5 protein-coding genes are annotated in these 13,104 nt (G+C 64.6%); all 5 read right to left on the bottom strand.

Going from position 1 to position 13,104, the window contains the following annotated elements; genetic code table 11:
- Positions 1-148: 148 nt before the first annotated feature.
- Positions 149-946, bottom strand: a complete 798-nt coding sequence (locus tag J4G38_RS25080) for a sensor histidine kinase (RefSeq protein WP_210521564.1) — start codon at positions 944-946, stop codon at positions 149-151.
- On the bottom strand, positions 925-1,536 hold the full coding sequence (locus J4G38_RS25075; RefSeq protein ID WP_210521565.1) for a hypothetical protein: 612 nt from the start codon (positions 1,534-1,536) through the stop codon (positions 925-927). The genes J4G38_RS25080 and J4G38_RS25075 overlap by 22 nt, the downstream gene beginning before the upstream one ends.
- A 102-nt stretch (positions 1,537-1,638) precedes the next feature.
- Complete coding sequence (locus J4G38_RS25070) at positions 1,639-2,334, bottom strand: hypothetical protein (protein ID WP_210521566.1); 696 nt, start codon at positions 2,332-2,334, stop codon at positions 1,639-1,641.
- Between the two features lie 710 nt (positions 2,335-3,044).
- Positions 3,045-11,645 (bottom strand): hypothetical protein, encoded by an 8,601-nt coding sequence (locus J4G38_RS25065; protein WP_210521567.1) that lies wholly within the window; start codon positions 11,643-11,645, stop codon positions 3,045-3,047.
- A 58-nt stretch (positions 11,646-11,703) separates the two neighbouring features.
- Positions 11,704-13,095, bottom strand: a complete 1,392-nt coding sequence (locus tag J4G38_RS25060) for an MBL fold metallo-hydrolase (RefSeq protein WP_210521568.1) — start codon at positions 13,093-13,095, stop codon at positions 11,704-11,706.
- Positions 13,096-13,104 lie beyond the last annotated feature (9 nt).

Below are 13,104 nucleotides of genomic sequence, written 5' to 3'. Positions count from 1 at the left end.
CCTCCACGAACAAGCGCGTGTCCTTGGCCGTCACGCCGCAGGCATTCGCTTGGCCCGGCAAGAGTGGCGAAAGGCGTTGCCAGTGCGGGTCGGTCAGGAATGTGCGGTCTTTTTGCATCTTCAAAGCTACCTTAATTGTTCACACGTCCTAGCCCGGAGCCTCTAGCTCGATGACCATGCGGGTGCCTTGCCCGGCGGCCGATTGCCGGAGCAGGCGGGCGTTTAGCATCTGCACGCGCACCTCGATGCTGCGCAGGCCGGCACCGTCAATCAGCTGTGGGGCCGGGTCGGCCGGGAGGCCGCAGCCGTTGTCCTCCACGGCCAGCGTAAGGAGCAGGCCGTGCTGCTGCAGCCGCACCACGAGCCGGGTGGCGCCCTTGGCGTGCTTGAGGGCGTTGTGCACCAGCTCCTGGCAGATGCGGTAGAGCGCCAGCTCCTGGGTGAGGGCCAGGGGCTGAAAATAATCCAGCTCCAGCTCAATGGGCACGGTGCCCGTCTCGTTGCACACATCCACCAAGTGCTGAACGGCTTCGGCCAGGCCGTAGCGGGCCAGCACGGCCGGGTAGAGGCTGTGCGAAATGCTGCGCACGTCCTGCACGGCCGTCGTCATCAGCTCTTCGATGAGGGTGAGCAGTTCCGGCGGCGGCGGCAGGGCCGACGTGCTGGTGAGCCGGTTCACCAGCAGCTTGGCCGTGGCAATGGTAGAGCCAATGCCGTCGTGCAAGTCCTGGCCGATGCGCTCGCGCTCGCCTTCCTGGGCTTCGATGATGGCCGTGAGCAGCTGCTGCTGGTGCACGGCCTCGGCGGCGCGCAGGCGGAGCTGCTGTTGCAGCAGGCGTTTTTTGTAGGTCACCAGAAACAACAGTAAGGCGCTCGCCGCCAGCAGCATAAACCCAATGCCCCCGAAGAGCAGCTGGCCAAAAGCTACTTCCGCGGGGAAAGCCATAGCGCAACGCAGTAGCAGCAGTAGAGGACGATGAAAAGCAGCGAATGCACGGCCCAGATGCTCATGTTCAGCCGGTCGGAGTAGTACAGCAGGTAGTTGCTGAAAAGCGCAATCTGAAGATAGCCCGCAAAATATATGAACAAGCCGGCCGATACCCAAAACATGGGCTCGCGCCGCAGGTGCTCAATGCGCAGCTCCTGGAGGACTTTGCGGAAATAGAGGCCCACAAAGCCCAGCACCAGCACGCTCTGAATCACCTGCTGGCCGGGCCGGAAATACGCCAGCTCCGCCCGGGCCAGCAGGCTATCAACCAAGGCGTAGGCCGCAAAGCCGGCCACCAGCCACGGCATCATGCGCGTAAAAGCCGCCGACTGCAGGCTCCGGCCATACACCAGGGCCAAGAGCCAAAACTCCCCCACCGCATACACCGGCATCAGGAACAGATTGTTGCGGTGCTGCAGCATGAACACAAACCCCAACGCATTCAGCGGCAGCACAAAGCCGATGAGTAGGGCGAGGTAGCGCATATTCAGCGGCAGGTAACGGAACCGGGCAAAACCAATGAGGCCAGCCGCAATGACTGGCACCATCGTCAAACGAATTGAAATTTCCTGCAGCGAGAGGTGGGCGAAGCTACTCATCATGGCCGCGATTGCCTGCGCTCGTCTGGGAAATAACCGGGCTGTGCGCGATTAGTGAGTAGGGGGGCACGGCGTGGCCATGTCGTAGAAGCCGTCGTCGCTCGTGCTCACGCTTTGGCCCGCGCTGTACACCCGCAGCACCAGCCCGAAGGTTTGCGTCGGGCCGGCGCCGCTGGAATTGGCGGCGTAGTACTCGTGCAGGCCCAGGTTCAGGCGCACTTGCTGGTCGCCAAAAGGCTGGGCGGCGAACAGTGGCGTCATGAAGTCTTTGATGTCGAAGTTGTAGCCTTGCAGCGGGCCTTGCGTGTAGGCAAACTGGGCCGAAGTCACGGCGGGAGCGGCTTTCCAATTGGCCATCCACTGGGCGGCCAGGTCGCCCGGCACGGGCTCGCCCAGCACCGGCGTCCGGGCCGCGCCGGTCCAGTACTGGTCGGGCACGTAGTAGGCCGACACTATCTCGTCGTCGACGCCGGTAGCGAACAGGGCGAGCGAGAAATGCGGCTGCCCATCGGCACCGGGAATGAGCAGGAACCGGGCTTTGATTTTTTGCACCCCCACGGCCGATACCAGGCTCGTGATTTGCTTGATGGGAAAGCCGACGAACAGGAGCCGGTCTTTGCCATTGACCAGGAAAGCCTGCGCCAGCACGGAGCCGTCGGGCTGGCTGACAACGTCCAGCCATTTGGCGGTGTACTGGTCGAACAAAGCGGGGCTGATGATGCCGTTTGAAGTGTCGGAAGCTGCCATAGGGGAAAGAAAAGGGAGAAAATGGTGAAAAGAATGTTACTGAAGCGGTTGCGGAACCAGAGAAGATGCCCGCCAGGAGAAGCGGCGCGAAAGCCCGGCAAATAAAGAGCTTTTTATATTATCTATCAGCTTCTTATTCCGGCCACTTTCGTGGGCTTGGTGCGGCGGTGTTCTGATTCGGAGGATTTTTATAAAGCCTGGGTTCGGGCGCGAAAGCGCATTCACGGCGGAGTGCCGTGCCAGGCGCTCTGCAATTGGTTTAGCAAAGGACCGGTACCCGCGTAAATGTTCGTAACGTAGAATTACGGGGTTTAAAAAACAGGTATTTCTACGTGGTTTCGGGGCCCTGCCAGCGGCGCTTTCGCGGGCCGTTGGCGGAGTATCCCGAAGTTGTACTTCGGCCCGTTTGGGCTGAAGAAAAGCCGTTTCGTATCGGGCGAACAGGCCGGATTACGACTTCGGGGTAATCTGCCTGACAGCCTAAACAGCCGCTTAGCCGCAAAGCGGCGGCACTTTCGCCAGACGAAACGTGCCGCCGCTTTGCGGCTCTTACCAACCGCATAATCACCAGACTACCAACATGTTACCGCTTTGCGGCCAGGCAACTGGGTAGCTCCTGTAATGAATTATGAATTAAAAATCTGATGGTCAAATTCTTAATTCATAATTCATTGCCGGAACGTCATTCCAAAGCCTTGCCTGCCAAGCGCTTATCCCAAATCGGCGAGCAGCAGCTCAAACGCCAGCCGCAGCATGGGCGGCCCCGAACCGTAGGCCGAAAACAGGCTGATGTCGAACAGCCACTGGCCGCCGGTGGGGTTGGGCTGGTGCTGCTCTTGCCAGGCGGTGAGGGCCGCGGTGAGCGTGGTGGCGAAGGCATTCGTGGGGTCGGCGGTGGGCAGCGGGAACGGCAGGGCCAGCAGCACGGGCAGGGTCACGGGCAGGCCGCTGGGCAGGGTGTAGGCGTACTCGCACTCCACTTTCGCGGTGAGGCTGCTGACGGTGACGGCCTGCGTGAGGGCCGCCACGAGGGCCAGCACGTTGTCGGCCAGGGAGCGTGGCTGGGCCGCGCCGCCCCCGGCCGCCGGCAGCTGGGCCAGGTTGATGGGCGCGGTGCCGGCAAACAACGGGGCCAGCTGCGAGAAGAACATCACCAGCGGCGTCTGGTAGATGAACAGCGGGTTGGTGGGCTGCCAGTCGGTGGGCGAGCCCGGCACTTGCAGCAGGTCCTGGTTGCGGATGATGCGCAGGCCGGCCCAGCCGTTTTGCTGGTTCAGGATGTCCACGGCCGGGGCCGTGGCCAGGCGCGTGGGCACCAGGTTGCGGTTGGCAAAAAGCAGGGGCTGGCCGGCCGGGTCGGTGTAGCTGTACTGCACCCAGCCCGCGCCGCTGCCCGCCGAAGCGCGGGTGTAGCCCGGAATATCGAGGCCCAGCAGCAGCGGTAGGGGGTTGGCGGCCGCGGCCGATACGGTCACCAGCAAGGGGTTTTGCGGGTTTTCCTTCAGCGAAGATTCTTCCACCTGGAAGTCGAGCTTGACGAACGTGGGCGCGGCCGGCGGGGTGGCGCGCAGCTGCGGCCCGGCTTTGAGCGGGTTCACCTGGTTGGTGGTGGCCCAGGCCGTGGCCACGTTTTGCGCCAGCAGAATGAAGGCTTGCAGCGCCTGCCAGGCCGGCCCGGAGGCAGCGGCGGTGGTAACCTGGGTCAGGTGCTGGTCAAAATCGGCGCTGATGGCCGGGTACACGCCCATGAACTGCGCCAGGGCCTGCGCCAGCGGCAGAATGGGGTTGGTGCCCAGCGTCAGGCCGTTGGCCGAAGCCGTGCCCACGTTGAACTGCACCTGCACCGCCACCGTGTCCTGGTTCACGTTGGATGCCTGGTAGCTGAACTGGTAGTCCCAGCTGCGGGCGGCCAGCACGGCATTGGCCGGCGTGGCTTCGGGCGAGGGATTGACGGCGCTTTGCGCGGTGACGGACGGCGGCGTGGGGTAGGCCCGCAGCGGTACCGGCACCGTGACCGGGCCTACGTTGGTGAAGCTGGCGGGCAGCGCGCCCGGCAGTACCAGCGCCAGCCACGACGAGCCCAAATAGCCTTCCACGCCCTCCACGGCCTCATAATTCCATTCGACGTGGGTGATGGCGAACTGCATGCCGCCGAAGGGGAAGCTGGCGAAATCGGCCGCGTCCCTGCACTGGAACAGGTAGGTCAGCCAGGAATCGCCGGTGCCGATGGGGAGCTTGGCGGTGGTGAGGGAGAATTCCTGCTCGAACACGCCGCCGGCGTCGTTGCCCAAGGGCGCGCCCACCAGCTGCCCGTAGAGGCGCGGCGGGCTGCCGGCCACCGGCGGGTCGGTGTTGGGCCCGCTCCAGCTGGAGCTCACCGTGACCGGCGTTTGCACCGCTGCCGTGTAGGCATAAGCTCCGCCCAGCTGAATGAGCAGCTGCTGGAGCCATTTTTCCTGGGCGTTGCGCACGTTGGCCTGCTTGGCGGCCACGTCCGAGTCGATGATGTTGTCCACCGTGCCGGTAATGGCTTCGGCCAGCGCCTGCTTGGCGTCCAGAATCAGCTGGAGGCTGGTGCCGTTGTCGAGCAGGAAGGCCGGCACGGCGTAGGCCGGCGTCAGGAAGCGGTCGAGGGCTTCGAGGAACTGCTGGCCCCAGTTGTCGAGGTCGATGCCGGTGAAGTTGTTGGTGGCCGCGGTGCCGGGGTAGGGCTGGCCGGTCTGGTAGCCTGGCACCGGGGCGCTGAAGCTCTGCAGGCTGGTGGCCAGCGGAATGGGCGCGTAGTAGGCCGCCAGGGCATTGCCGTCGGCATCCTGGCCGTAGGGAATGCTGATGCCGGCCTGGCCGCTGGTATCGAAGCGCACCACCCAGAGGGGCGGCGTGGCGCTGGCCGTGGTGGTGGCGGTGCTCAGGTTGGTGGCGGTGGCCACTTTCAGATACACCGGCCCGGCGGCGTTGAACAAGGCTTCGAACGCCGTGGCAAACGCCGTGATGGCCGTGGCCGAGCTGCCCGCCGCGCTCGTGAGCGGCTGCACGCCGGTTACGGCGCTGCTCACGCCCGGCGTGGTGGCAAAGTTCGGGTCGACGTGCCCCGTGCGGCTCATGGTGATGCTCACCGTGAGGGCAAAAAAATCGAGATACGAGCTGATGCTGGCCGGGGCCACGGGCGAGGTGACGACGTAGGCCGGGGGCACCGCCGGGCTCAGGCTGGGCGCGGGGTAGGCGATGCCGTACAGATAATCGATGGCGGGCCGCACAAACTGGGTTTGCAGCGCCCCCAGGTCGAGCGGGCGCACGGAGCCCAGCGGGGCCGCCGCCGTGCCGTCGATGGACACGGTGAACGCCATGCTCAAATCGGCGGCGTGCTGGAGCTGGTACCACAGGCGCATCCAGGTTTGCAGGTCGATGGCGGCATTATTGGCCGCCGACTGGCCCAGGTAGCGGGCAGTGGCGAAGCCGAAGGTGAGCTGCACTTCCGGGCTGGCGCTGGTGCCGGCGAAGGCGTAGCCCACCGACGCAGACGGCCACTGCGACACCGCCAGCAGCGGGTCGGTGTAGAGCAGCGGCGCATTTACCAGTCCCTGCCCGGCCGCAAACGGCAGCACGTTGCCGAACATGTCCTGCCAGTTCAGCTGGATGGCCACGGTGGTGCCCACCCCGGCGTAGGGGTCAATAAAGCCATAAAGCGGACTGCCCGGCTGCACAAACTGGGCATAGGGAATGATGCCGCTGTAGGCCCACACGGCATCGCTGCCCGACACCACGCCGGTGGCAGGGTCCAGCTCATCCACCGGGCCGGAGGGCAGCAGGTTCTGGTAGGCCGGCACGGCGGGCAGGGTGGCCCCCACCAGGTTGAACTGGTTTTCGAGGTACACTTCGTCTTCCTGCGGGGTGGGCGGCAGGGTGGCGGGGTCGTAGTCGCCGGGGTTGTGGCGCTGGATGACGTAGCCCACGCTGCCGGGCTGCAACGTGGCCGTGCGCACGGTCAGGGCCGGGGTTTGGGCAAATACGGCCGTCGAGGAATAGTCGAGCGCATCGCCCACCACGGCGCTGTTGATGAAGGGCTGGGCCAGGAACTGCGGGTAGGTGATGAGCACCTGGACCGTGGCCGCGCCGTTGGCGTCGAACAAAGCATCGGGCAGGCCGGCGTGGCCCTGGGCCACGGCGTCGTAGTAGAAATAATAGCCGCCCGAGCGCACGATGCTGCACTCCCAAAGCAAGGTCACGAACTCCGTGAAGCTGTTCAGCGTGTTCGGGAACACGGGCGCGGCGGCCAGGACGTCGCGCAGCAGGCCGGTGGTTTCCGGGTTGGTATCGGTCGAAAGGTTAGCCTGGATGATGGCCAGCGCAATCTGGTCGGGGGGCGTGGCGGTGTTGTTGGCCGCCGAGATGTAGCCGCCCGCGCTGTTGCCAGTGGGGTCGGGCTGGTAGAGCACCTGCACCGTGCCCGCCAGGGTGTTGCCGGCCGGCGAGTCGAGGTACGACACCAAATCCTGGAGGTAGGAAACGCCCACATCGTCGGTGCCGATGAGGTTGTACATATTGCCTTGCAGCGGCGCGGGCTGCCCTTCCACGGCCGTGATTTTCTGGATGGTGACCGTGACGGCCGTGGCCCAGGCATAATTCTGCACGGCTGCGGGCCGCGGGTTTTCACCGGCCGCGCTCAGGGCCATCAGGGTGAAATCGAGGTTCTGGCCCGCCAGCAGGGTCAGCTCGTTTTGTAGGTTGGCGGGCAGTTTCAGCACCGAGGGCTTGGTGCCCACCCCGCCAAAATACTGGCCGGGGTACTGCCACAGCGCCGGGCTGCCCAGCGTGAACGCCTGCGGGTTATCGGCAAAATTCACCATCGCCGCCGGGAAGCCCGGCAGGAAAGTCGGCGCAATCGTCACGCCCGCCGTCTGAATAATGCGCGTGATTTCATCGGCGGCCAGCGTGATGGGCAGCGTGGTGGCGGCCGTGGCGTTGAAGCCCAGCCAGGTGGTGCCGGCGGCTTTCAGCAGCTGAATGGTGTAGGTGTCGGTGGTGGCCAGGGTGGCGGGCAGGGGCACCTGCTGGCCCGTGAGGGCGTAGAAGGGCTGCACCAGGCCGGTGGCGGCCACGGGCGGCGCGGGCAGGCGCAGGCCGTGCAGCAGGAAGCGCGAAGCCATGCCCGAAAGCCCGGCAATGTTGGCCGGCGTGCGCACGCCCGTCAATACCTGCTGCACCGTGGCCGAGGCCGTCCCGTTGGCCTTGAAGTAGCTCAGGCCGTTTTGCAGCATGCTTTTGGCCAGCAGCGCCAGGTAATCGGTGATGAAGAAGGTGGGCAGCGACAGGTTGGGCTGGGCTTGGGTGCCGCTGTTGTCCACGTTGGCGCAGCTGGCGGCGTCCTGGCCGGCGGCGAGGGCGGTTTCGTAATTCACGCCCAGGGTTTGCAGCAGCGCCGTCACGGCCGCGATGTAGCCCTGGTCACCGGTCATGCTTTGCTGCGCAAAATCGGTGACGGCCGAGGCCGTGCCGTTGTACACCGTTTGCAGTTGCAGCTCGGGGAAGGGCGGGAACACGGCCGCGTGCAGCACCGGGTCGGTGGCGCTGCCGGCGGGCGGCGGCACGATGTTGACGCTGAAAAACTGCTGGAGGAACGTGCTGGCGTCGTGGTGGGCCGCGTTGGCGTAGTTGAACGGTGGCACGCTGTCCGGCTGGTTTTCAAACACGCAGAGCAGCAGGCTCAAATCGTCGGCCGTCACGGTTTGGGTGAGCAGGCTGGCGTAAGTGGTGCCGGTGCTGCCGCTGTTGAGCAAGGCGTTGAGGACCCAGGCGAGCACGCCGGTGGCCAGGTTGCCCAGCGACGACGTGTCGGCGCTGGTACCGGCCGGGTCCGGCGCGTCGATGTAGAGCATGGCCACGTACTCGGCCTGCTGCGGCCCGGCTGCGGCGCTCACCGTGAGGTGCGGCATGAAATACAGCCCGAGCGGCTCTTGCTGGCCGGCGGCCATTAGCAGCGGCTGCCACACCAGGGCAACCGGGTCGGCCGGGGCGGACAGCGCCAGGGGGGCCGCCCGCAGCGCGCCGCCGGTGGTGCAGGCGCGGTTCCAAAGCGCTTGGGAGGAGGTATCGGTGCCGATGGTGAACGAGGCCGAGATGGTGATGCTGAACCGCAGCGAAATGGAAATCTTGAACAAGCCGAGGTTGATTTTTACGGTTAGTGACACGCTCACGCCGGCCTGAAAGGTAATGGGAATGGGCATGTAGGCCTCAATGGTCAGCATCAGGCTCACGTAGGCCGTGATGTCGAACTGAGCCGAAATGATGGCGAAATTGATGCTGCCGTAGATGCGCCCCACCAGCGCCACCGTGGCCTGGAAGCGGTAGTAGGTATCGGTCTGGCTGCTGTCGGCGTAGCAGGTGTAAAAGCCCAGCACGCCCTGGAAAATGCCCACCGCCGTGAGCGACAGACCCGCCGAAAAAATGCCCTCGTTGATGGTTTTGCCCACGCCCAGCGACAGGCCCAGCCCGGCCTCAATCACGGGGTTGAACTGCCCGTAGCTGGTTGTGGGCACGTTGGTAGACGTGGCCCCGCTGAGGTAGCCGAAGTAGAAGCCGCCGTAGCCCACAAACGGAAACACCTGCACGCTGAACGAGCGGGAAAAGTCCGTCATGCTGGCCGGAAAGCCGAAATCGAGGTAAAAATTGCCATTGGTGTACACCTTGATGCCGATGACGGGCAGCGTAATGCTCACCTCGCCAAACTCCAGGTGCCGAAACTCGTCGGGCAGCTGCAAATCGGCCTGGTACATGCCAATGGTGTCGCTGATTTTCTTGTACATAATCTCAAAATCGAGATTCCCGAAGAAATCGGCCGTCTTGGCAATGGCGATGCGCAGGCCGTACAGGCTGGGGTCGTTGAACACGAACTGCACGGTGTAGAACTTGGCCACCGTGAAGTCGGCCGCCAGCATCCAGCTGCTGGTTTCGTCGAACACCAGCGTGCCGGTGGGCTGGCTGCTGCCCGCCACCACCGGCACCGTAGTGGACTGCTGATTAGGTGGTTTCAGGTAGGTGGTGTAGTCGTTGATGGCGTCCTGCACGGTGGCGGGCTGGGGCAGGCCAGCCAGCCTAACGTGCTGCCCGAAGGCGGCAAAGCGCAGGTCGAACATGTCGGAGCCCGAGCCGGGCACGGCCGGCGGCGAGTCCTTCACGGCGTTCCAGGACGGAATTTTCTGGCCGTCGAGGTAGGTGCCTTCCAGCGCTACAATCACGCCGGAGCCGTTCTCCACGCTGAGGTTGATGCTGGTGATGTCGATAAAAAACAGCTTCACCGATATCGGGTAGCTGACCGTCACCTGCTTGGTGCTGAGGTCGATGGTGAGCGTCAGGCCCTTGAGGCTGATGGAGTTGAGCAGGCTCCAGGGGTCGGGCAGGGTGAAATTCAGCCCTGGGTCAATCTCGTTCACCAGCGCCGTGAGGATGCCGCCCAGCGTCCAGTCGCCGCCCTGGGCCGTGATAAGGTTCTTCGTCTCGTCGTAGGTGAAGGTGAACCCCTGCCACGCCAGCTGCAGCTGGGTGGTGTTATTCTGGAGCAAGTAGCTGACTTTGAATGCGACGCCGAACAAATCGAGGCTCACGCCCAGGGCCACGTTGGTGGTGGTGCCGTCGTACTGCACGGCCAGGTCGGCCACGAGGTCGATGGGCGGCAGCAGGCCGAAGGTGAGGTTCCAGTTGGCCGTGGTGGTGCCGCTCAGGGCGTAGGTGGTTTTGCCGGTGGCCGGGTCCGACGTCACGCTCATGGCGAAGGCCGTAATCAGCAAGTCGTTGATGCCCAAGATGGCGGCCGGGTTCACGTCGGTTTGCAGCAGGTATTTGGCCAGCGAAATCACGTTCACCTGCGAGCCCGGCGCGAGGGCGGCCGCAAACGACCACGGCCCGCCCTTGGTGTAGGAAGCGCCCAGGGCCAGCACCACGTTATCGGGCAGCAGCACCAGCCCCGAGGCGCTGGCCGACAGCGGCGGGGCCGATTTCAGCGAGGCCCCCGGAATGTACACCGTGAGCGCGGGGTTGCTGAAGCCCAGCTCGTTGTCGATAATCCACCAGGTGGTTTGCAGCTGCGCCGAGAAGGTGATGAACGACAGCTGGAGCGAGCTGGGGTTGAAGGAAATGGTGAAGTAGTTGAGCACCAGCGCCGCCCCGCTCACGGTGGCGGGCAGGTTCATGCTGCTCGTGCTGTAGCCGCCGGGCAGGCTTTCGAACACCGAGAGGTTGCTCAGATTGAACTGGCCCGCCGCGTTCAGCACCCAGTCGGAACCGCCGAAGGGGATGGTCATCGTCACGTCGATGTAGCTGCTGCTGCCGAGCTTCAGCGAGCCGTAGACAACCGCCGTGGTTTGCCGGTTGGCCCCCACGAAGGGGTTTAGGATGGTGAGCTGCACGCCGGCCTGCTGAATGGCCACGGAGCCCGCCAGCGGCAGGGCAGCAGTGGCGGGCGTGCCCACATCCACCATAATCTGCTGCACGCTGCTGGCCGAAAGCGAGGTGGGCGTGAAGCTCACCAGCAGGCTTTTCAACCCGAAATTGCCGATGGCGGCGAAGCCGGGCGGCAGCTGCTCAAAAATATTCACCCCCGCCAGCAGCGCCGAGAGGTCGGCCAAATCGATGATTGTGCTCCCGCCGCCATCCAGCCCAATGGTCCAGACCGGCACCACAAACGACGACGCCGGCACCGTCAGGCTCACGTTGAGCGGCTTGTGGTTCAGCAGGAAGGCCCCGGTCACGCTCAGGGTTTGGGCGATGGCGGTGCGGCGCAGCGTCACGCCCACGCCGGTCAGGTCGATGCCCAGGTCGGGCAGCAGGGGCCAGGTGTTGGGGCTGCTGGCCAGGCTCAGGGTCATCAGCGGGCCGCTGGCCCCGGTGGGGTCCGACTGCGCATCCAGCGCCAGGTCGGTGAAAGGCAGGCTGGGCAGCAGGGTGGCCAGCGAAGCGTTGCTCACCAGCTGGTCGGCGGCGAGCTGGTTCAGGTTCAGGGCCGAGAGCGTGCCCGTGACGGCCGCCGTGCGCGTGGCCTCGTCCTCGCCCACCAGCTGCAACTCAAAATCGGGTAGCGAGCCGCCGTAGGCCGCGCCCACGCCCTTCACGAACAGCGTGCCGGCCGCGACGTAGATGTTGGTGGCCGGCGTGGTGGCATCCACCTGCACGAACAGGCCCTGCGGCAGCGCCAGCACTTGCAGCACGCTCGCAAAGCAGTCGCTCAGGATGATGGAGTTATCGAGCGAGAGCTTGCCGCCGGTGCTCTGGGCCTTGGCAATCAGCTGGCTGGCAATTTGTTCGAGGGTGGTTGCCATGCGTCGGCGAGGGAAAGGGAATGAGCAGAAAAAAGAAGGCGAAAATCAGGCGGCCGCCCTACTCGGTATAAGCGTGGCGGTGCCCCCAGCGCCAGGGCCAGAAGTGCTGGTGCCGGCGCGGGCTGCTGGTGCGCAGGGCCGGGGCGGGGGTCGGAGGCGGCGCGATGCCTGCGGCCGGGAGCGGAGCCGATACCGCTTTTTCGAACGCCAGCCGGTCAGCTTCGACTACTTGCCGGGCCAGCAGGGTATTGGCGTGCTTTGGGCAGGTGATGGTTTCGCGAACCAGGGTATTCGGCAGCAGCGCCAGGGTGGCCTTGTCGCGCGTAATGGAGCACACCATCATCTGATGGTTGGCTTCGTAGGCGGTGTCGTGCACGATGATGGTGACGTCGCGGTAGGCCGTGACCGAGCCCGAGGAGCGCGACGAACCCCCATTCGTGGCCCAGATGTAGGTGTAGCGCAGGTTCGAATTCACGCCGTCGAGGCGCGTGAGCGTGGCTTCGCCGGGCAGCTTGGTGCCGCTGAACGAGCGCAGCGCCGACGGCACCACCGTGAGGGTGGGCGTGGTGGCGGCCACAAAAGCGGCGTTGGTGCTGTGCAGGCTGCCGTGGTGGCTGGCCTTGTAGGCGCAGAAGTGGAAGGTGCCGGCATCGGGGCGCGTCCCGAAAAACGCGACCAGCGGCGTTTCCAAATCCACGTAGGGCTTGCCACCCCCAATATCGCCGCCCGTGAAGTATTTGAAGCTGTTCAGCTCGAAGAGAAAGGAGTACGAAAAGTCGTTTTCGTTGCGGCCCTCGCCCGCCAGGTTTATCCAGTCGGAGTAGTCCGTGGCCGTCTTGCACACGTAGCCGTTGCTGGTGAGACAGCGCAGCTGGGCCCGGGTCTGGAACTTGGGGATGAACGTGGCAAACACGTTGATGCCGGCCGCCACGTTGAACCAGTTCAGCGCGCCTTTGTCACGGAGCGGTGCCACGAGCTTGGCGTAGGCCTTAACCAGCTGGCTGGTGGGCAGCTGGGGGGTGTCGTCGTTGAGGCGGTCGATGAGGTTGGCGTCGTTTTCCGTGTAGCACGAATCGTCGCCGATGTAGCCCTGAGCGGAACGGTCGAGTATCGTGCCGATGCCCCAGTTGTTGCTTACCAGGGTCGAAACTACGTTTTGCATGCCGCCCAGGTGGTCGCTGTGCAGGTGCGAGGTGATGATGACGTCGACCCGCTGCACGTCGCTGAGGTAGGTTTTAATCATCGCCAGCATGGCGGCGCCCTTGGTCTTGCCGTTGCCGGCATCAATCAGGATGGAGGCTTTCTGCCGGAGGTCGTTGGTCACCACAATCAGAGTGCCGTCGCCCTGGCCCACGCCCACGTGGTAAATCCGCACGGTTTCGGCGCGGCCGGGGGCGGCCAGCAGGCACAGCAGGAGCAGGCCAAGCAAGTAGTTGGTAGTTCGGAACATAGCAATTAG

The organism is Hymenobacter terricola, from assembly GCF_017921975.2.
Taxonomy (GTDB): domain Bacteria; phylum Bacteroidota; class Bacteroidia; order Cytophagales; family Hymenobacteraceae; genus Hymenobacter; species Hymenobacter terricola.
The sequence above is the reverse complement of the archived record's forward strand: the minus strand, read 5'-3'. Positions and strand labels throughout refer to the sequence as shown.